Annotated in this window: 18 protein-coding genes, 1 tRNA gene and 1 other RNA gene; 12 read left to right on the top strand and 8 right to left on the bottom strand. The window is 73.1% G+C overall.

The window, feature by feature from the left end:
• Nucleotides 1–24: 24 nt before the first annotated feature.
• Nucleotides 25–567, top strand: a complete 543-nt coding sequence (locus tag ACFYE3_RS01100; RefSeq protein ID WP_017833900.1) for an NUDIX hydrolase family protein — start codon at nucleotides 25–27, stop codon at nucleotides 565–567.
• Between the two features lie 123 nt (nucleotides 568–690).
• Entirely contained in the window at nucleotides 691–1992 is a 1302-nt protein-coding gene (gene tgt, locus ACFYE3_RS01095) for a tRNA guanosine(34) transglycosylase Tgt (RefSeq protein ID WP_387605601.1), read from the top strand.
• On the opposite strand, the gene ACFYE3_RS01090 is transcribed toward tgt, so the two are convergent.
• From ACFYE3_RS01090 to ACFYE3_RS01080, 3 genes are all read right to left on the bottom strand, one after another.
• Nucleotides 1974–2441, bottom strand: coding sequence for a universal stress protein (locus ACFYE3_RS01090; RefSeq protein WP_387605603.1), 468 nt, complete (start codon nucleotides 2439–2441; stop codon nucleotides 1974–1976). The genes tgt and ACFYE3_RS01090 overlap by 19 nt on opposite strands.
• Nucleotides 2442–2579: 138 nt before the next feature.
• A complete protein-coding gene (locus ACFYE3_RS01085; RefSeq protein WP_387605605.1) occupies nucleotides 2580–3071 on the bottom strand; it encodes a universal stress protein in 492 nt (163 codons plus the stop codon).
• Between the two features lie 67 nt (nucleotides 3072–3138).
• Complete coding sequence (locus ACFYE3_RS01080; protein ID WP_368821028.1) at nucleotides 3139–3564, bottom strand: Lrp/AsnC family transcriptional regulator; 426 nt, start codon at nucleotides 3562–3564, stop codon at nucleotides 3139–3141.
• Between the two features lie 160 nt (nucleotides 3565–3724).
• On the opposite strand from ACFYE3_RS01080, the gene ACFYE3_RS01075 reads away from it, so the two are divergent.
• Both ACFYE3_RS01075 and ACFYE3_RS01070 read left to right on the top strand, forming a co-directional pair.
• Nucleotides 3725–3916 (top strand): hypothetical protein, encoded by a 192-nt coding sequence (locus ACFYE3_RS01075; protein WP_368830765.1) that lies wholly within the window; start codon nucleotides 3725–3727, stop codon nucleotides 3914–3916.
• Nucleotides 3917–4128: 212 nt separating this feature from the next.
• Nucleotides 4129–5679 (top strand): alanine/glycine:cation symporter family protein, encoded by a 1551-nt coding sequence (locus ACFYE3_RS01070; protein ID WP_387605608.1) that lies wholly within the window; start codon nucleotides 4129–4131, stop codon nucleotides 5677–5679.
• 113 nt (nucleotides 5680–5792) lie between these two features.
• On the opposite strand, the gene ACFYE3_RS01065 is transcribed toward ACFYE3_RS01070, so the two are convergent.
• Nucleotides 5793–6515: a TVP38/TMEM64 family protein gene (locus ACFYE3_RS01065; RefSeq protein ID WP_387605610.1), complete on the bottom strand. Its 723-nt coding sequence runs from the start codon at nucleotides 6513–6515 to the stop codon at nucleotides 5793–5795.
• 60 nt (nucleotides 6516–6575) lie between these two features.
• On the opposite strand from ACFYE3_RS01065, the gene ACFYE3_RS01060 reads away from it, so the two are divergent.
• Together ACFYE3_RS01060 and ACFYE3_RS01055 are read left to right on the top strand one after the other, a co-directional pair.
• Nucleotides 6576–7049, top strand: coding sequence for an SRPBCC family protein (locus tag ACFYE3_RS01060; protein WP_387605611.1), 474 nt, complete (start codon nucleotides 6576–6578; stop codon nucleotides 7047–7049).
• A gap of 112 nt (nucleotides 7050–7161) precedes the next feature.
• The gene (locus ACFYE3_RS01055; RefSeq protein WP_387605613.1) at nucleotides 7162–7971 is read left to right on the top strand and encodes an MBL fold metallo-hydrolase; all 810 of its coding nucleotides are present in this window, start codon (nucleotides 7162–7164) and stop codon (nucleotides 7969–7971) included.
• A 179-nt stretch (nucleotides 7972–8150) separates the two neighbouring features.
• Here the strand turns inward: ACFYE3_RS01055 and ACFYE3_RS01050 are convergent, their stop codons facing one another.
• Nucleotides 8151–8864, bottom strand: coding sequence for a queuosine precursor transporter (locus tag ACFYE3_RS01050; RefSeq protein WP_387605616.1), 714 nt, complete (start codon nucleotides 8862–8864; stop codon nucleotides 8151–8153).
• Nucleotides 8865–9092: 228 nt separating this feature from the next.
• Here ACFYE3_RS01050 and ACFYE3_RS01045 point away from each other — a divergent pair, with 228 nt between their 5' ends.
• Both ACFYE3_RS01045 and ACFYE3_RS01040 read left to right on the top strand, forming a co-directional pair.
• A complete protein-coding gene (locus ACFYE3_RS01045) occupies nucleotides 9093–9950 on the top strand; it encodes a hydroxymethylpyrimidine/phosphomethylpyrimidine kinase (RefSeq protein ID WP_387605618.1) in 858 nt (285 codons plus the stop codon).
• A gap of 204 nt (nucleotides 9951–10154) precedes the next feature.
• The gene (locus tag ACFYE3_RS01040; RefSeq protein WP_387605621.1) at nucleotides 10155–10823 is read left to right on the top strand and encodes a TetR/AcrR family transcriptional regulator; all 669 of its coding nucleotides are present in this window, start codon (nucleotides 10155–10157) and stop codon (nucleotides 10821–10823) included.
• Here ACFYE3_RS01040 and ACFYE3_RS01035 read toward each other — a convergent pair.
• On the bottom strand, nucleotides 10807–11157 hold the full coding sequence (locus ACFYE3_RS01035; RefSeq protein ID WP_387605624.1) for a type II toxin-antitoxin system VapB family antitoxin: 351 nt from the start codon (nucleotides 11155–11157) through the stop codon (nucleotides 10807–10809). The two genes, ACFYE3_RS01040 and ACFYE3_RS01035, sit on opposite strands and share 17 nt — an antisense overlap.
• 64 nt (nucleotides 11158–11221) lie before the next feature.
• A complete protein-coding gene (locus ACFYE3_RS01030; RefSeq protein ID WP_387605626.1) occupies nucleotides 11222–12595 on the bottom strand; it encodes a hypothetical protein in 1374 nt (457 codons plus the stop codon).
• 182 nt (nucleotides 12596–12777) lie between these two features.
• Here ACFYE3_RS01030 and ACFYE3_RS01025 point away from each other — a divergent pair, with 182 nt between their 5' ends.
• A complete protein-coding gene (locus ACFYE3_RS01025) occupies nucleotides 12778–13476 on the top strand; it encodes a hypothetical protein (protein WP_387605628.1) in 699 nt (232 codons plus the stop codon).
• A gap of 114 nt (nucleotides 13477–13590) precedes the next feature.
• Here ACFYE3_RS01025 and ACFYE3_RS01020 read toward each other — a convergent pair.
• Nucleotides 13591–13675: transfer RNA gene (locus ACFYE3_RS01020), tRNA-Ser, on the bottom strand.
• A 133-nt stretch (nucleotides 13676–13808) separates the two neighbouring features.
• On the opposite strand from ACFYE3_RS01020, the gene ffs reads away from it, so the two are divergent.
• From ffs to recR, 3 genes are all read left to right on the top strand, one after another.
• An RNA gene (gene ffs / locus ACFYE3_RS01015) (signal recognition particle sRNA small type) lies at nucleotides 13809–13905 on the top strand.
• 75 nt (nucleotides 13906–13980) lie between these two features.
• Entirely contained in the window at nucleotides 13981–17127 is a 3147-nt protein-coding gene (locus ACFYE3_RS01010) for a DNA polymerase III subunit gamma and tau (RefSeq protein WP_387605630.1), read from the top strand.
• Nucleotides 17128–17217: 90 nt separating this feature from the next.
• Nucleotides 17218–17814 carry a recombination mediator RecR gene (recR, locus tag ACFYE3_RS01005; protein WP_017833883.1) on the top strand — a complete coding sequence of 199 codons (597 nt, stop codon included), beginning with the start codon at nucleotides 17218–17220 and terminating at the stop codon, nucleotides 17812–17814.
• Nucleotides 17815–17907 lie beyond the last annotated feature (93 nt).

Raw genomic sequence — 17907 nt, 5'->3', positions numbered from 1 at the left:
GGGGTCTTGGGATAGAACAGCAGTATGAACTTCCTCCGCACCCCCGATCCGAACCCCGGTTGGCTCAACGAGGACGATCTGCAGGAGGCCCGCCGCCGCCTGCCGATGGTCTACGTGCAGGCCCTGCCGGTCCGGCTCGACCCCCTGGGCTACCTCTCCGAGATCGGGCTGCTGCTGCAGGCGACACCCGAGGGCAAGATGATGTACACGTTCGTCTCCGGCCGGGTGCTGTACCGGGAGACCATCCGGGCGGCGCTGCTGCGCCACCTGGAGAAGGACCTCGGCGCCATGGCGTTCCCGCAGCTGCCGGTGTCCACCACCCCCTTCGCCGTGGCCGAGTTCTTCCCCTCGCCGTCCGAGACCGGGCTGACCGACGACCGGCAGCACGCCGTGGCGCTGAGCTACATCGTGCCGGTGCGCGGGGAGTGCAGCCCGCGCCAGGACGCCCTGCAGCTGTCCTGGATGAGCCCCGAGGAGGCGCTCAGCCCCGAGGTGCAGGCGGAGTTCGCTGGCGGTCGCGGGGACCTGGTGCGCCAGGCCGTGGCCCACGCCGGCTGGGGCCGCTGAGCGGCTCCACCGGCGCACCGGAGCCGCCCGGCCCCACCGCACCCCGCCCTGCCGTCCTCGCGGTGTCGCGGGGGGGGGGCGCACGCGGTCACCCGCCCCCGGACGGTGGCGCACAATGGACGGGTGCCCGCACCAGACAAGACCCTGCTCCCCCGCGCCGCCCGCTCCGACTTCGGCTTCGAGGTGGAGCACCGCCTCGCCGAGACCGCCACGATCCCCGGCGGGCGCGTCGAGTCAAACGGCGGCCCGTTCCTGGGCCGCACCGGGACGATCACCACTCCGCACGGGACGATCCGGACCCCCGCCTTCGTGCCCGTCGGCACCGCCGCCACCGTCAAGGCCGTGCTGCCCGAGTCCATGGCGGAGCTCGGCGCGCAGGCCCTGCTCGCCAACGCCTACCACCTCTATCTCCAGCCGGGCGCGGACGTCCTGGACGCCGCGGGCGGGCTCGGCGCGTTCATGAACTGGTCCGGTCCCACCTTCACGGACTCCGGGGGCTTCCAGGTCATGTCCCTGGGCTCGGGGTTCCGGAAGGTCATCGACATGTCCACGGTCGCGGCCTCGGCGGCGGGGGACGACGACGTCGCGACCGGCAAGGAGCGCATGGCGCAGGTCGACGACGACGGGGTCACGTTCACGTCCCACATCAACGGGGACCGCCACCGCTTCACCCCGGAGATCTCGATGCAGGTGCAGCACCGGTTGGGCGCGGACATCATGTTCGCGTTCGACGAGCTGACCACGCTGCACAACTCCCGCGGCTACCAGGAGACGTCCCTCGAGCGGACCCGCCGGTGGGCGCTCCGGTGCGTCTCCGAGCACGCCCGTCTCACCGAGGAGCGCGCCGACCGGCCGTACCAGGCCCTGTTCGGCGTGATCCAGGGCGCCCAGTACGAGGACCTGCGCCGCAAGGCGTGCCAGGACCTGGGCGCGATGGACTTCGACGGGTTCGGGATCGGGGGGGCCCTCGAGAAGGAGAATCTCGGCACGATCGTGCGCTGGTGCAACGAGGAGCTGCCCGAGGACCGGCCCCGGCACCTGCTGGGGATCTCGGAGCCGGACGACATCTTCACGGCCCTCGAGAACGGCGCGGACACCTTCGACTGCGTCTCCCCCACCCGGGTGGGCCGCACCGGCGTCGTGTACGCCCCGGACGGCCGCTTCACCGTCAGCAACGCCCGCTTCCGCACGGACCTCGCCCCCGTCGACGACGGCTGCGACTGCTACACGTGCACCCACTACACCCGGGCGTACCTGCACCACCTGTTCAAGGCGAAGGAGCGCCTGTCCGCGACGCTCACGTCGATCCACAACGAGCGGTTCGTCGTGCGCATGGTGGACGGCGCCCGCGAGGCCATGGCCGACGGGACCTACTTCGAGTACCGGGACGAGGTCCTGGGCCGCTACTACGCGGGCCGGTCCTGAGCCGACCCGTCCGCCTCGGGGTGCTCGTGGATCACGAGCACCGGGCACTTCGCGTGGGCGACGCACGCGGCGCTGACCGATCCCAGCAGCAGCCCGCGGAACCCGCCGTGGCCCCGGCGCCCGACGACGAGCACCGTGGCGTCCTCGCTCTCGTGCACCAGGACCTTCGACGGGTGGCCGAACACCACGGAGGTGCTGAGCCCGGCCGGCACATCGTCGCCGAACGCGTCCCGGACCGCCTTGTCCACCTGCTTCCGGGTGGTCTCGTCGAAGTTGTCACTGCCCAGCGGGATGTACCCGGCGTACTCGGGCGGGTAGTCCCACGCCCCCACCGCCCTGATGACGGCGCCGAGGGCCGGTGCCGTCCGCGCCGCCCAGCGCAGGGCCTCGACGGACTGCTGGGAGCCGTCCACCCCGACGACGATCGTTGCTGCGGTTCCGTTGCTCATGCCAGATCCTTCGCTCTTGTGATCCCTTTGACGTGATCAGTATCACGGAGCAGGGGGCGCCGCACGCATCGTTGCGGGAGCATGTCCCGGCCACGCGAACGACCTGTCCCTCCGGTCCCGGCCGGGAGGGCGGCGCCCTCAGCCGGCGGGCCCGGCTCCCTGCGCCTGCCCGGAGTCCTCGGCCTGCCCGGCCCCGACCGCCTCCTCGGGGAGGACGAGCACCGGGCACGGGGCGTGGGCGACGCACGCGGAGCTCGTCGACCCCATCAGCAGCCCCTTGAAACCGCCGTGGCCCCGGCGTCCCACGACGAGCATCTCGGCCCCCTCGCCGTGGTGGATCAGCACCTTGGACGGGTGACCGAACTCCACCACGGTGCTGAGCCCGGCCGGCACGTCCTCACCGAACGCCTCCTGGACCGCCCGGTCCACCCGCTTCCGGGCCAGTTCGTCGAAGTGGTCGTCCTTGAAGTGCACGAAGTTGACGTACTCGGGCGGGTTCTCCCACGCCCCCACCACCTTGATCGTCGCCCCGTACGCCGGTGCGAGACGCGCGCCCCAGCGCAGCGCCTCCACGGACTGGGGAGACCCGTCGACCCCGACGACGACGACTGTTCCTGCTGCGTTCTCCATGGCCGGTCCTCCACTGTGGTGACGACGGTGCTGTGCGCCCAGTATTCCAGAGCCCGGCGCGCCACGCTCAGAGGTGCGAGAGGATGACCGAGCTCCTCGTGTGGTTGATGCCCTTCCACTCCCTGATCCGGACCATGACGTCCTCGAGGTGGGTGGTGTTCTCGGCCCGGATGAGGAAGATGCCGTCCGCCTCACCGGTGACCGTGTAGGCCGCGGTCACCTCGGCGATCTCGGCGGCCATGGTGCGCATCATCGACGGCGAGAGACCGCCGTCGCAGTGCAGCTCCACGAACGCCTGGATGTTCCACCCCATGACCGACGGATCGAGCTCCGCGGTGAAGCGCTTGATCGCGCCCGTCTGCTGCAGGACGTCCACCCGTCGCTTCACCGCGGGGGCCGAGAGCCCCACCTTGTGGCCGATGGCCGCGTAGCTCTCCCGGCTGTCCTGGACCAGGGACGCAATGATTTGCTGGTCGATCTCATCAAGACGCAACGATTCACTCCTTCCGTGAGCGTTCTCACATTGATTGAATCACTATCGACCCGTTAGACTTTAGATGTCAACCGAGGCGCAGGGTCCTGCCCGACCTCCTGGCGACCCACCCTCGGACCCACGGATCTTCTCGCACCGCCCACAGAAAGTTGCCTCTCCCATGGCCCTCGTCCTCGTCTTCGCCCTCCCCGCCCTGCTCTTCATCGCCATCGGCCGGGCCGCGGCCCCCGCCCGCGCCACCTCGGTGGGCAACGCCGTGCGCAGCGCCGGCAGCGACCTGGGTCGCGGTCTGCGCGTGTGCGCCATGACCTCCCCCCAATACCTGACCGGCGGATCGCGCGCCGGCCGCTGACCCGGAGCCACCGGCGTCGACGGTGACGCCGCCCCGGCACCCCCGGCGGCCCGGCCCCCGCACGACGAGACGTCGCGGCGAGGAGGCCGGGCCGTTTCGTGTTAACTCTTCGTTGCCACGGCAAGATGGCTCTTTCGGCGACAGGCGTGTCTGTTGCCAACCGGCTGTCCACAGGGTGTAGTGGGGAGATGCAGATCACGCAGGCGTTACCCATGACTACCGTCACCGACGAAGTGGGCTGGCTCGCAGCGATCGACAACGCCATCAACAGCGCGTTCGCTCCGATCACCGAGGTCTTCTCGACCATCGTCTTCTACCCGATCACCATCGCGGGGGTCAGCTTCCCGTTCGTCGTGGCCTGGCTCATCGCGGCCGGCGTCATCTTCACCGTCTACTTCGGCGTCGTCCAGCGGCACCTCAGGGTCTCCACCGACGTGGTGCGGGGCAAGTTCTCGTCCAAGGACGACCCCGGCGAGGTCCCCCACTTCCAGGCGCTGACCTCCGCGCTGTCCGGGACCGTGGGACTGGGCAACATCGCCGGTGTCGGTGCGGCCATGGCCCTCGGCGGGCCCGGCGCGACCTTCTGGATGATCTGCGCCGGTCTGCTCGGCATGGCCACCAAGTTCGCGGAGTGCACCCTGGGCGTGAAGTACCGCGAGGTCCACGAGGACGGCACCGTCAGCGGCGGGCCCTTCCGGTACCTGCCCATCGCCTTCAGCAAGTTCGGCCGCATCCCCGCCAAGATCCTCACCGGCATCTTCGCCGTGGCCATCCTGTTCTTCGGCGCGGCCGGCGGCAACATGTTCCAGGCCAACCAGACCTTCGCCCAGGTGCAGAACGTCACCGGCGGCGCCGACGGCTTCCTCGGCAGCGCCGGCGCGGCCCTGATCTTCGGCATCGTCCTCGCGCTCTTCGTGGGCCTGGTCATCATCGGCGGCATCAAGTCCATCGGTGCCACCACCAGCCGGCTCGTGCCGGCCATGGGCGCCGTCTACGTCACCGCGTGCCTGATCGTCATCCTCGCCAACCTGGGCCAGGTGCCGGGCGCGATCGCCTCGATCATCGACGGCGCGTTCTCCCCGGAGGGCATGGCCGGCGGCGTCCTGGGCGTCATGATCGTGGGCTTCCAGCGTGCCGCGTTCTCCAACGAGGCCGGCCTCGGCTCCGCCGCCATCGCCCACTCGGCCGTCAAGACCCGCCGGCCGGTGAGCGAGGGCTTCGTGGCCCTGTTCGAGCCGCTCGTCGACACCGTGCTGATCTGCACCATGACGGCCCTGGCCATCATCATCGCCGGCGCGCCGAGCCTGCAGGCCGGCATCGACCAGGTGCAGGCCGGTGGGGGCGCCCCCGACGGCGTCATCCTCACCTCGGACGCCTTCGCCACGGTCCTCCCCTGGTTCCCGATCGTGCTGGCCGTCGCGGTGGTCCTGTTCGCCTTCTCGACGCTGATCACGTGGTTCTACTACGGGCTCAAGTCCTGGGAGTACCTGTTCGGGCGCAGCCGGCTCAGCGACAACATCTTCCGCGGCATCTACCTGTTCTTCACGGTCGCGGGCTGCGTCCTGACCTTCAGCGAGGTCATCGCCTTCGCGGACGCGGCGCTGTTCGTCTGCGGCTTCGTGAACCTGCTCGGCGTGTACCTCCTCCTGCCCGTCATCAAGCGGGACATGAAGGAGTACCTCGCCGACCGCAAGAGCGGCAAGCTGCACCTGCTCGGCAACGAGCCGACGGACGGGTCCACCGCGGTCCGCCCCCAGGTCTAGCCGGGACGTGGCCGGGAGGCCACACCGCACACTGCCCCTTCCGAGCGGCGTCCGCCCGGTCCTCGTCCCGAGGGCCGGGCGTCGCCGTGCCGGGGACCCGCGTCACGGCCGACCTACTCGGCGGTCCCGACGCCGTCGGCCTCGGGCGCGGACGGGGAGTCCCGCCGGGACCGCCGCCACGCGAGCACGCCCACGACCACCACGACCACCCAGGAGGCGGCGACCACCGCCAGGGCCGGCCAGGACGGCCGGGACGTGAAGGCCCCCACCGCGGCGAAGCTCACCTGACCCGGCATCCCGCCCAGCAGGGTGGCGCCGAGGTAGTCGCGCTGCGGGATGCGCACGAGCCCCGCACCGTAGCTGAGCGTCCAGTTGGGCACGACGGGCCGGAGCACCAGCACCGTGAGGAAACCCTTGCCGACGAGCTTGCGCTCCACCTGCTCGACCCGGTTGCCCGCGAGCCGGTACAGGGCGTCGCGGCCGAGGAACCGCGCGAGCCAGTACCCCAGCCAGGCTCCGGCCGTGGTGGCCACGACACCGACCACGCTGCCCTGGGCCATGCCGAAGAGGAATCCCCCCGAGACCGCCATGATCGTCACCGGGACCGGCGTGGCCGCCACGAGGACGAACACCGCCGCGAAGACGAGGGGCCCCCACGCGCCGAAGCCCTCGACGAAGACCCGGACCTGCTCCACGGTGGGCAGCTCGTGGCCGATGAGGTACCACACGGCCACGGCCAGCAGCAGCAGGAGCACACCGCCCTTGAGCGCGGTGACCCAGGCCGGCCGCGTGCCGGACTCACGGGACCCCGGCTCCCGCGCAGGTTCGGTGCTCACGTGCGCCACTGTACCGACCGCCGCCGCGGGGACCGAGAGCGACCGGGGACAATGGAGGGCATGGACGTCACCGATCTGGACCCCGCGGAGGTCTTCTCCGTCTCCCATGCCCTCCCGCACCCCCCGGCCGCGGTCTTCGCCGCCTTCACCGAGCCGGATCGGCTCGCCGCCTGGTTCGGCCCGCCGGGCTGGAGCGTGTCCCGGGAGTCGGTGCTGCTCGAGGTCAGACCCGGGGGCCGGCAGCGCTTCCGCATGGTGCACGACACCGACCCCGCCGCGGTCGCCCCGGTGCACGGCACCTACCTGCGGGTCGAGCCGGACGCCCTGCTCGAGGGCCGCGAGGCGCTGCCCGGACCGGACGGCGAGCCCACCTCCAGCCACGTGCTGACCCGCACCGAGTTCGTCCCCACCGGAGACGGCGGCACCCTGCTGGTGCTCACGCAGGGACCCCTGCCTGCCACGGTGCACCCCGGGGCGGCCGCGGCGTGGCGCAGTTCCTTCACGAGGCTCGAGACCCTGCTCGCCGAGGGGTGAGCCGGGCCGCCGCTCCCCGCCGGCCGAGGGGTGAGCCGGTCTGCCGCTCTCCTGCCGGCCGAGGGGTGAGCCGGGCCGCCGCTCCCCCGCCGGGCTCGGATAGTCTGCCCGCATGACCCAGGACGCCGGCACCCGCACCACCGCACTGACCCGGCGGCTGACCGCCCCCAACCCCGGCCCGATGACCCTGGACGGCACCAACTCGTGGTTGATCGGGGCGCCGGGGCAGCAGGACGTCGTCGTCGTCGACCCGGGCCCCGCCGACCGCGGTCACCTCGCCGCCCTGGCCGCCGCGGGACGGACCGTGCTGACCCTGGTCACGCACCGCCACGCCGACCACACCGAAGCCGTCGACGAGTTCCACGCGCTCACCGGCGCGCCCGTGCGCGCGTTCCTGCCGGAGTTCTGCCGTGACGCCGGCCCGCTGGTCGACCGCGAGACGATCGAGGCCGCCGGCTGCCGGATCAGGGTGCTGCACACCCCCGGGCACACCTCCGACTCCGTGAGCTTCCACCTGCCCGACGACGGCCCGGCCGCGGGCGCGGGCACCGCTGCCGCGGCGCGCGCCTCGGGCTCCGTGCTCACGGGCGACACGGTCCTGGGGCGGGGGACCACGATGCTCGACCACCCGGACGGGAGCCTGGGCGACTACCTGCGCTCGCTGCAGCGCCTGGCGGTGCTGGGCGACGCCCTGGTGCTCCCGGCGCACGCGGACGTGCGGGAGGACGTGGAGGCGGTGTGCGAGGAGCTCCTCGAGCACCGGATGGAGCGTCTCGCCGAGGTCCGGGAGGCCCTGCGGATCCTGGGCCGCGCCGCGACGCTCGAGGCCATCACGGCGCGGATCTACGCCGACGTCCCGGCACACGTGCTGCCCGCCGCCCGGAGCTCGGTGGGCGCGCAGCTGGCCTATCTCGGCTTCTGAGCCGTGCCGCGGCCCCGTCGCCCACGGCGCCGGCGGCCGGCCGCGAGACCGCCCTGGTCGCGTGCACCACCAGGGCGATCACCACCCCGGTGCCCGTGCGGAGGTCCGCGCGCACATCGTCGGCGCGCGCCCCGCACCCGCCCGGCCTCCCGACCCCCGCCTCAGCGCAGACCCCCGCCTCAGCGCAGGGGGGCGAGGGCCTTCCCCCCGACGGCGGACTCGCCGTAGGTCGGCTCCCTGCGCTTGAGCTGGCCGATCACGGCGTAGGTCACCGGCATGACCAGCACCTCGACCAGGACCTTGTACACGTAGCCCACCACCACGTAGTTGAGGAAGTCGCCCATCGTGGTGATCCCGATGACCGGGGCCGCCACGGTGCAGAAGATCACGGTGTCCACGAGCTCGCCCACCAGGGTCGAGCCGATGAGCCGGGCCCACAGGTGCTTCTCGCGCGTGCGCGCCTTGATCCGGACCATCACGAACGCGTTGAGCAGCTGCCCCGCGAGGTAGCCCAGCAGGGAGCCCGCCACGATGAGCGGGACGGGACCGAGAACGGACGCGAAGGCCGCCTGGCCCTCATAGAACTCCGCCGGCGGCAGGGCGATGACGAGCCAGAACACGACCGAGGAGAACAGCCCCGCGGCGAAGGACGTGACGATGGCCCGGCGTGCGGACCGGAAGCCGTAGACCTCCGCCACGACGTCGCCCAGGACGTAGGCGAGGGGGAAGAGGAAGAAGCCTCCGTCGGTGATGACGGGGCCGAACGCGACCCCCTTCGTCGCGGCGACGTTGGAGAGCACCAGGACCACGCAGTACGCCGCCACGATGAGGTCGAAGTACGTGCGGGGACGGCGGGCGAACCCGGCGGGGGCAGGATCGGGTGCAGAGGACACGGTCGGTCACCAATCTGTATTGACGCGGCACCGGCCCCGGGCGGGGCGGACGCCGTGGTTCGATCTGTGAGGTGTGCTGGACGGACGCGGGGGCGCCCGACTGCCACCCGGGAGCCCTCTCCCGCCGCCGCGGGTCCCGTGCGAGGACCGCGTGCCGGCCGGAGACCGTCCGACAGTCTAGCCCCGGCGGTTGGCCCCGGCACCGCGCGGAGGCGCAGAATGGCTCCCATGACCGATACCAGCACCGTTCCCACGCCCGCCGCCGCGGACCCCGCCGACCAGCCGTCCGTCGCCCTGACGATCGCCGGCTCCGAGGCCACCGGTGGCGCCGGCGCGCAGGCGGACCTCAAGACCTTCCAGGAGCTCGGGGTTTTCGCCTCCCTCGCGCTGACCTGCATCGTGTCCTTCGACCCGTCCGCGGACTGGGGCCACCGCCTGTTCCCCGTGCCGCAGGACGTCCTGCGCGATCAGCTCGAGGCGATCACGGCCGCCCACGCGCTCGACGCCGTCAAGATCGGCATGCTGGGCAGCCCCGAGACCATCGCCACCACCGCCGAGGTGCTCACCGCGCTGGCGCCGCGCCACCTCGTCCTCGACCCGGTGCTCATCTGCAAGGGCCAGGAGCCTGGCGCGGCCCTCGACACGGACGAGGCGCTGAAGGCGAAGATCCTGCCGCTGGCCACGTTCGTGACCCCGAACCACTTCGAGTCCCTCTCCTTGTCCGGCATGGACGAGATCAGCACGGTCGAGGACCTCGAGGAGGCCGCCCGGCGGATCCACGAGATGTCCGGCGCCGTGGTCCTCGCCAAGGGCGGGGTCCGCCTCGCCGGCCCCGACGCCGTCGACGTCTTCTTCGACGGGACCACCCTCGAGGTGCTCTCCGAGCCCAAGGTCGGCGAGGTCCCCGTGGCCGGGGCCGGCTGCACGCTCGCGGCCGCGGTCGCCGCAGAACTGGCCAAGGGGGCGGAGCCCCTCGAGGCGGCCCGCACCGCGAAGGCCTTCGTCTCCGCCGGCATCCGGCGCCGCCTCACCTCGAACGCCCCGTTCGACTCCCTCTGGCAGGGCGGTTCGGCCGCCGAGCGGTGAGCGGGCCCGGCCCGGTCGCCGGTTCGGCGCCCGGGCCGGGGCCGTTCGACCCGACCCCCGCTGGGGGTTTCCTGGACGTTTCCCCTGACTGTCTGCGCGAAGGAGTCGAAAGCCGGGAAACGGTGGTGTCATAGTCAGACACACCGTCACCAAGGACCAGCAGAGTGTGCATAATTTGGTGACGCGCACAGATAAGGTGTCATCATGCCTCGTATTTCTGCGGCCACCAATGCCGCGCAGCGGGAGAACACCAAACGAGCGATCCTCGACTCCTTCGGCCAGCTGCTCTACCAGCAGGGCCTCACCGGCCTGACCATGACGCACGTGGCCAAGAACGCCGGCGTGGGCCGCACCGCGGTCTACAACTACTTCGCGGACATGGGCGAGCTCCTCGTGGCCTACGCCCTGGACGAGACCGAGCGGTTCATGACCGACCTGCGCCGCGATCTGGAGGGCGTCGCCAACCCGGTCGACCGGCTCGCCGTCTACATCCGCGCCCAGATCGAGGACCTCACTCGGCGCCACCTGCCCCCGGGCCCCACCATGCGCACGGTCCTCTCCCCGGAGGACTACCAGAAGCTGGGCGAGCACGTGGGCGAGCTGCAGGGCCTGCTGGCCGCGATCCTGAGGGACGCGATCGGTCAGGCCTATCTGCCGGAGGGCGACATCTCGGAGCTCGCCGCCCTGGTCCACGGGTCCCTCACCGCCGCCGCGGACCGTGGCCAGAACTCCGACCAGGACCGGGCGGCACGGGAGCAGCACATCCGCTCCACCGTCCGCTTCATCCAGCAGGGCCTGGGGGCGCAGTTCGACGCCGAGGGCCACCCCGTGCCGCTCGCGCCGGAGCGTCCGCCCCTCAGCGCGGCGTCCTGACCGCGTCCCGCTCGGCCCCCGGCCGCGCGCCCGGCGCGGGAGCGAGCTCCAGCACCCGTGCGTGCAGCACGGTGCGGTGGTGCAGCGCGCTGCGCAGCGCCCGGTGCAGGCCGTCCTCCAGGTAGAGGCCGCCGTCCCACCGCACCACGTGCGGGAAGAGGTCACCGTAGAAGGTCGAGTCGGCGTCCAGCAGGGTCGCCAGGTCCAGGGTGGTCTTCGTGGTGATCAGCTCGTCCAGCCGGACCTGGCGTGGCGCGATGCCGGACCAGTCGGTCGGTGTGACGAGGCCGTGGTCCGGGTACGGGCGGGAGTCGCCCACGGCCTTGAAGATCATGCGTTCATCCTAGGGGCGGGCCCCGCAGGGAGCACCTGCGGGGCCCGCCGGCACGTGCCGGAGGTCAGTTCCGGGTCACGGTGACGGCCCGGGTGGTGGCGTTCCACTCGATCCGGCCGCCGGTGTAGTTCTGGGCCACGCCGCTCGGAGTGCTGTACTCGTCGGTGGTCGGGTAGCCCAGACCCCGCTCGTGGCCCAGCGCCGCCCACTTCCGGCCGATGGCTCCGTACTCCTTGACCGCGTTCGAGCCGGTGCTCGCGGACCACAGGATCTTGGTCCGCTTCCCGGACGCGTCGAAGAGCTGGTAGGCACCCCCGTCGGCGGCGCGCTGCTCGTCCGTCAGCGGCGGGCCGTAGCTGCCCGCATAGCCGCCGGCCGCGAACTTCCTGCCGATGGACCCGCCGTAGTCGACCACCCGGGTACCGGTGGCCCTGGACCAGTAGAGGGCCTTGTCACGACCGTCGGCGCCGGCGAAGCGCTGGTAGACGGAGCCGTGCCCGGAGGCGTACTCCGCGCTGACCGGGGTGGCCCACGCCGTGCCGCCCAGCGCCGCCCACGTGCGCCCGATGGCGCCGGTGAGCTGGTAGCCGTTGACGACGTCGTTGCCGGTCGGTGCGACGGTCTCGGGCTTCGGGGCCGCGCCGGCGCCGGAGTGGAGGCGGTCGACGTCGTCCCCGACCAGGTCGGCCAGGTCGTAGTTGGTGTGGTGCAGACCGGGCATCACCACGCGGTCCGCCTTCGCGAAACCGGCGTTCCGGTAGGCGGCCGCGCCCTTGCCGGCCGCCTCCAGCGCGGACCAGGTGGACGGCTGGGTGGCACCGTAGCTGTCGAGGGAGCCGACGTACCAGGTCGGGTCCGTGGCCCTGAGCGCGGCGTCGGGGGTGCTCTCGAGCCTGCCGTTGTAGACGCCGCCGCCGCCGATGAGGGTCGAGCCGCCGCCGCGGATCCAGCCGGCGCGGTCGGAGAGCACCTCGGTGGAGACGAACTCGGCGCCGCCGGAGTACCCGGCCAGGTGGATGCGGGTCGCGTCGACACGCTGCTCGGCGACGATCTTGGCCGCCAGGGCGCGGAACCAGTCCCCGACCACCTCGCTGTTGGAGGTCCAGGACCGGTTGGCCGGAGCGACCGGCACGACGAGGATCATGTTCCTGGCCGCGGCCCGGGCGGCCATGGTCCTGAGCATCGACGCGGTGGGGCGCTGGGCGTAGTACTGTCCGTCGCCGTCGAAGTAGAACACCACGCCGACGGCCTTCGAGCGGTCCACGCCGGCGTCGTAGAGGTGGTACTGGGAGGAGATGCCGGCGGCGGTGTGGGTCGTGTTGGTCGTCGAGGCATGGGCCGGGGCGGCCGCGCCGGCCATCGTCCCGGCGAGCATCGCGCCGGCCAGGAGAGCGGCGGGCAGGGTCGTCGAGGGCAGGGGGAATGAAGGCAGCTTCATGAGGACCTCTTGGGGGGAGAGAGGACAGAGGGGAGCGCAACCGGGGGGCAGCTGCGCGTGCGGCGGAACAGCCCGTTCCACCACACCAGCAATGTATTGCATTAGTGAACGCAGGTGGTGGAACGACGTAAAGTTACGATGTGCTCCTGTTCCGCCCGCTTCCCCCCGGAGAGACCACCCCCATGCCCTTTCGCCCCCTGGCGCTGGCCGCCCTGCTCCTCCTCACCCCCGCGCCGGGTGCGGCCCACGCCACCGAGGCCGGACCGCCTCCGACGCCGGCCGCGGACTCCTCCGCCGGAGATCCCTCGTCCGCGCCTCCGGCCGTCGACGAGCCGGCCGAGCCCCTGCCGGAGACCGGCCCCGCCGAGACCCCCGCCCCCGTGCCCGGCGGAGGCCCTGCGCCGGACGCCGGCAGCACATCGCCGGACGCACGGCCCTCCCTCGCCCCCGGCGGGCACGAGGCGCCGGAGCCGGGAGGAGTCCGCGCCGAGGAGCTCCGGGCAGGAGACGGCGAGGCAGCGGATGGCCGTACCGGAGACGGCCCTGCGGAGGCGGCCCCCAGCACACCTCTGGACCCGGCGGAGCTCCCCGCCCTGGAGCGCGCCTCCTTCGTCGGACCGCACACCGCCACGGCCCACCGCCCCGGCTCCGGAGCACTGGTCGGGCACGAGCCCGTGCTCGGGGCGCAGGGCCTGACCGGACGGCAGCAGGTGACCCCGGGGACGCTCACGCGCATCTCGCTGGGAACCGTGACCCGGGTTCCCGCGCAGGCCACGGCCGGGGACTCCTCCACCACAGGGTGGGTCGTGGGGCTCTCGGCGCTGGGCGCCGCGGCAGCCGCCGCCGTCGCCCTCCGGTCCCGGGCGCTCCGCGCCCGCTGAGGAGCGCCCGCCGGGGCCCCGACGGCAGAGGCTCGACGGCAGGAGCACGAGTCGGTGGCAGCACGAGAAAGAGCCCCGCTCCGGGACGTGCTTCCCGGAGCGGGGCTCTCAGTGCGGAGGATGGGGGATTTGAACCCCCGAGGGCGTGAACCCAACACGCGTTCCAGGCGTGCGCCATAGGCCGCTAGGCGAATCCTCCAGGCACGCACGTCGCGGCGGCCTGACGGCGCCGGAACATGCGGGGTCCAGCATAACCGAACCGCCGGGCAATGCCGAATCCACGGCTCCGGCCCCGGGTTTCGACCCGCCCCGCCGCATCCGCTAGACTCATCGACAGCCCCTCGCGTGGCGTCATCCTGTTGAACTCCCCCAGGACCGGAAGGTAGCAAGGGTAAATGGGCTCTGGCGGGTGCGCGAGGGGTCTTCTCGTCCCCGCGGCGGCCCGCGTCCCCAGCGCCGATCCGCCCGGCCCGCCCGTCGGATTCCGTCGCTAAGGTGTCATCTGTGACTACCGCCCTGTACCGCCGCTACCGCCCGGAGACCTTCGAGGACGTCATCGGTCAGGAGCACGTGACCGAGCCGCTGATGACGGCGCTGCGCAAGGACAGGGTCAGCCACGCCTACCTCTTCTCCGGCCCGCGCGGCTGCGGCAAGACCACCTCGGCCCGCATCCTGGCCCGCTGCCTCAACTGCGCGGAGGGCCCCACCGCCACCCCGTGCGGCCGCTGCGACAGCTGCCGCGACCTGGCCCGGGACGGCGCCGGTTCCCTCGACGTGATCGAGATGGACGCGGCCAGCCACGGCGGCGTGGACCACGCCCGTGACCTGCGCGAGCGCGCCACGTTCGCGCCCGTCCGGGACCGGTACAAGATCTTCATCATCGACGAGGCGCACATGGTCACGCGTGAGGGCTTCAACGCCCTGCTCAAGATCGTCGAGGAGCCGCCGGAGCACATCAAGTTCATCTTCGCGACCACCGAGCCCAGCAAGGTGCTCACGACCATCCGGTCCCGCACCCACCACTACCCCTTCCGTCTGGTGCCCACCGAGCCGCTCATGCACTACCTCGAGCAGCTCTGCGCCGAGGAGCACGTGCAGGTGGCCCCGGGGGTGCTCTCCCTCGTGGTCCGCGCGGGTGCCGGATCCGTCCGCGACACCCTCTCCGTCCTCGACCAGCTCATGGCCGGCTCCGACGAGCAGGGCATCGGCTACGACCTCGCCGTGGCCCTGCTGGGCTACACGCACGGCGCCCTGCTCGACGACGTGGTCGACGCCTTCGCCTCCGGGGACGGCGCCACGGTGTTCCGCGCGGTGGACCGGGTGGTGCAGACGGGCCAGGACCCGCGCCGCTTCGTGGAGGACCTCCTCGAGCGTTTCCGGGACCTCATCATCGTCAACGCGGTCCCGGAGTCCGCGGGCAACATCCTGCACGGCATGCCCCAGGACCAGATCGCACGGCTGCGCAACCAGGCGTCCCAGCTCGGGGCGGCGGAGCTCTCCCGCGCCGCCGACATCACGAACACCGCCCTCACCGAGATGACGGGGGCCACCTCGCCCCAGCTGCACCTCGAGCTGCTGTGCGCGCGCATCCTCCTCCCGTCCTCGGAGGACACCACGCGCGGCGTCACGGCCCGCGTCGACCGGCTGGAACGGCGCCTGAGCATCGGCCGGGGCGCCGTTCCGGCCACCGCTCCGGACGAGCCCGCCGCACCCGCGCCGTCCCCCGAGGCCTCCACGGCCGCTCCGGCTGCTCCGCCTGCTCCGGCAGCTCCGGTTGCTCCGCCCGAGGGGCGGACGTTCGCCGAGCCCGAGGCCGCCCCCGCGCCGCGGCGACCGGGTCCGCCCGCGCCCGGCACGGACGCGCAGCAGGCGGTCCCGCGGGAGACGGAGCCGCGGGAGACGGAGCCGCGGGAGCGGACTCCGCAGGGCACGGGGCAGGCCGCGTCGGCTCCCGGGCACCCGCCCGCCCGGGAGGCCGGCGTGCAGGAGCGGTCCCGGGAACAGGAGCCGTCCGCCCAACAGGAGCGGCCTGCCGAGCCGCGGCAGCCCGCCGCGGCGGAGCGGGCGCCCCGGCATGACACGCCCCGGGCGTCCGAGTCCGGCGGCAACGAGATCGACCTGCTGCGCGCCTCCTGGCCGGAGATCGTCAACGCCCTTGCGGACATCCGCCGGGTCGCGTGGTTCACGGTCCAGCGGGGCACCCCGCAGTCCTTCGACGGCAAGGTGCTGCGCATCATGTTCGACGCCGAGGGCGACCTCATGAACTTCCCGCGCTTCGAGGACGACCTCCGGCAGGCGGTGCAGCAGATCCTCGGCATCGACTGCCGCGCGGAGGCCGTCCCGCCGGGCGGCGGCGGGCACAGCCGGGGCGGTGGCGGCGGAGGAACGCCGCGCGGCCCGGAGCCGTCGACGCGCCCGCCCGGGCGCCGGAACGGACCGGGGCACGGGACCGAGGAGGACCGCTCCGAGCGCCGCGGCCCCGAGGACCGGGGCCAGGGAGGCCAGGGAGACCAGGACCGACCGGGTGGTCCGCGCGGCCGGGGAGAGCCGCCGACCCCGCCCCGGGCCGCGGGCACGCTCCCGGGCGGCGCGCCCGCACCGGCATCCGCGCCCGCACCGGCATCCGCGCCCGCACCGGCGGCCGCGCCGGAGCCGGCCGCGGAGACGGCACCCCGGGACGGGGACCGCGGCGGACAGGACCCGTGGGACGCGCACGGCAGACCCGCCACGGACACACCTCCCGAGTGGGCCGATCCGGCCTGGGCCCAGGAGCCCGTGCACAGCTGGTCCGTGGCCGCCATCCCCCAGGGCGGCACCTCCCCCGAGGCCCCTGCTGAGGCCGAGCCCGCGCCCCGTGCTCCGGCGCAGCCCGGGACCCGGCCGACGGGACCGGCGCAGACGACGGAGCATGCTGCGGAGCCTCCCGCCGGCGCGCAGCCCGCCCACGAGCCGGCGCGGCCGGCCGAACCGCAGGTCGCGACCCAGCGCGGATTCCGCCCCGATCACGGGACGGCCGGGCACCCGGCCCGCACGTTCCCCGGCGACGCGCCGGGAGCGTGGGACCGGGACGTCCCCCCGTCGGACGACGACGTCCCGCCGCCCGAGGAGCCCCCGTATCCGGACGAGCCGCCCTACCCGGACGGCCCCGACGATCCGGACGCAGCGCCCCCGGAGCAGTGGCGGCCCGCGGCCTCCGCACGGCAGGCCCCCGTGCCCGCGGCCGGACGGGGCTCCGGGAGCGGACCCGGGAACGGGCCGACCGGCACCGCCACGACGCGCACCGCCCGCCCGGCCGACCGCGCGGAGGAGTCCCGCGCCACGACGGGCGCCCCGGACCCGGCTCCGGCCCCCACGACGTCCCCGGCCCCGGCCACCACGCCGCAGGAATCCCCGGCGGCGGCTCCGGCCGGCGCCGACCGGAACGCACGGCTGAGCTTCCGCGAGCGCCACGCCGCGGCCATCGCCGCGGGGCGGAAGGCACCCGCCTCCGCCGCGGCCCCGCAGGACAGCGGCGTAGACTGGGACGACTCCTTCGTGCCCAGCTCGGACGACGAGGCGCTCGAGGACTCCACGCTCTACGGCCGCGCCGCGATCGAGCGGATCCTCGGGGGCATGCTGATCGAGGAGCGGGACCTCCACACCGGGGAGTGAGCCGGGGCGCCCCGCGCACCGGCACCCCGGTGACGCCGTGGCCGAGGACGAGCAGGAGGGCCGCGCACCGGCCCGGAAATCGAGGGAAACGTGTACGAAGGCGCTGTTCAAGATCTGATCGACGAGCTGGGCCGGTTGCCCGGCGTCGGGCCGAAGTCCGCGCAGCGGATCGCGTTCCACCTCCTCGACGCCGACAAGGAGGACGTCCGGCGCCTGGCCGACGCCATGACGGCGGTCAAGGACAAGGTGAAATTCTGCCGGATCTGCGGCAACGTGTCCGAGCTCGACGAGTGCGCCATCTGCCGCGACGCCCGCCGGGACGACAGCGTCATCTGCGTGGTCGAGGAGTCGAAGGACGTCATGGCCATCGAGCGCACCCGCAGCTTCCGCGGCCGGTACCACGTCCTCGGCGGGGCCATCAGCCCGATCCAGGGCATCGGTCCCGACCAGCTGCGCATCCGGGAGCTCATGACCCGGCTCTCCGGCGACACCGTGCAGGAGGTCGTGCTCGCCACCGACCCGAACCTGGAGGGCGAGGCCACCGCCACCTACCTCTCCCGCATGCTCAAGACCCTCGGGATCCGCGTGACCCGGCTGGCGTCCGGGCTGCCCGTGGGCGGTGATCTCGAGTACGCCGACGAGGTGACCCTGGGCCGGGCGTTCGAGGGCCGGACGGTCGTCGCCTGACGCACTCGCGTAGGATGTCCTGGTGCCCTGCCGCGGGGAGCGGGCGCACGGCCCGGCGTCGACCGCCGGCCACCCTCGACCACAGGAGTTGAA

The organism is Kocuria arenosa, from assembly GCF_042879215.1.
GTDB lineage: Bacteria > Actinomycetota > Actinomycetes > Actinomycetales > Micrococcaceae > Kocuria > Kocuria arenosa.
This window is presented reverse-complemented; position numbering and strand designations above follow the sequence as displayed.

Bases quoted from the DNA above. Each gene is read 5' to 3' on its own strand.
- ACFYE3_RS01100 (WP_017833900.1), top strand. From the start codon at position 25: ATGAACTTCCTCCGCACCCCCGATCCGAACCCCGGTTGGCTCAACGAG.
- ACFYE3_RS01090 (WP_387605603.1), bottom strand. From the start codon at position 2,441: ATGAGCAACGGAACCGCAGCAACGATCGTCGTCGGGGTGGACGGCTCC.
- ACFYE3_RS01085 (WP_387605605.1), bottom strand. From the start codon at position 3,071: ATGGAGAACGCAGCAGGAACAGTCGTCGTCGTCGGGGTCGACGGGTCT.
- ACFYE3_RS01075 (WP_368830765.1), top strand. From the start codon at position 3,725: ATGGCCCTCGTCCTCGTCTTCGCCCTCCCCGCCCTGCTCTTCATCGCC.
- ACFYE3_RS01070 (WP_387605608.1), top strand. From the start codon at position 4,129: ATGACTACCGTCACCGACGAAGTGGGCTGGCTCGCAGCGATCGACAAC.
- ACFYE3_RS01060 (WP_387605611.1), top strand. From the start codon at position 6,576: ATGGACGTCACCGATCTGGACCCCGCGGAGGTCTTCTCCGTCTCCCAT.
- ACFYE3_RS01055 (WP_387605613.1), top strand. From the start codon at position 7,162: ATGACCCAGGACGCCGGCACCCGCACCACCGCACTGACCCGGCGGCTG.
- ACFYE3_RS01045 (WP_387605618.1), top strand. From the start codon at position 9,093: ATGACCGATACCAGCACCGTTCCCACGCCCGCCGCCGCGGACCCCGCC.
- ACFYE3_RS01040 (WP_387605621.1), top strand. From the start codon at position 10,155: ATGCCTCGTATTTCTGCGGCCACCAATGCCGCGCAGCGGGAGAACACC.
- ACFYE3_RS01035 (WP_387605624.1), bottom strand. From the start codon at position 11,157: ATGATCTTCAAGGCCGTGGGCGACTCCCGCCCGTACCCGGACCACGGC.
- ACFYE3_RS01030 (WP_387605626.1), bottom strand. From the start codon at position 12,595: ATGAAGCTGCCTTCATTCCCCCTGCCCTCGACGACCCTGCCCGCCGCT.
- ACFYE3_RS01025 (WP_387605628.1), top strand. From the start codon at position 12,778: ATGCCCTTTCGCCCCCTGGCGCTGGCCGCCCTGCTCCTCCTCACCCCC.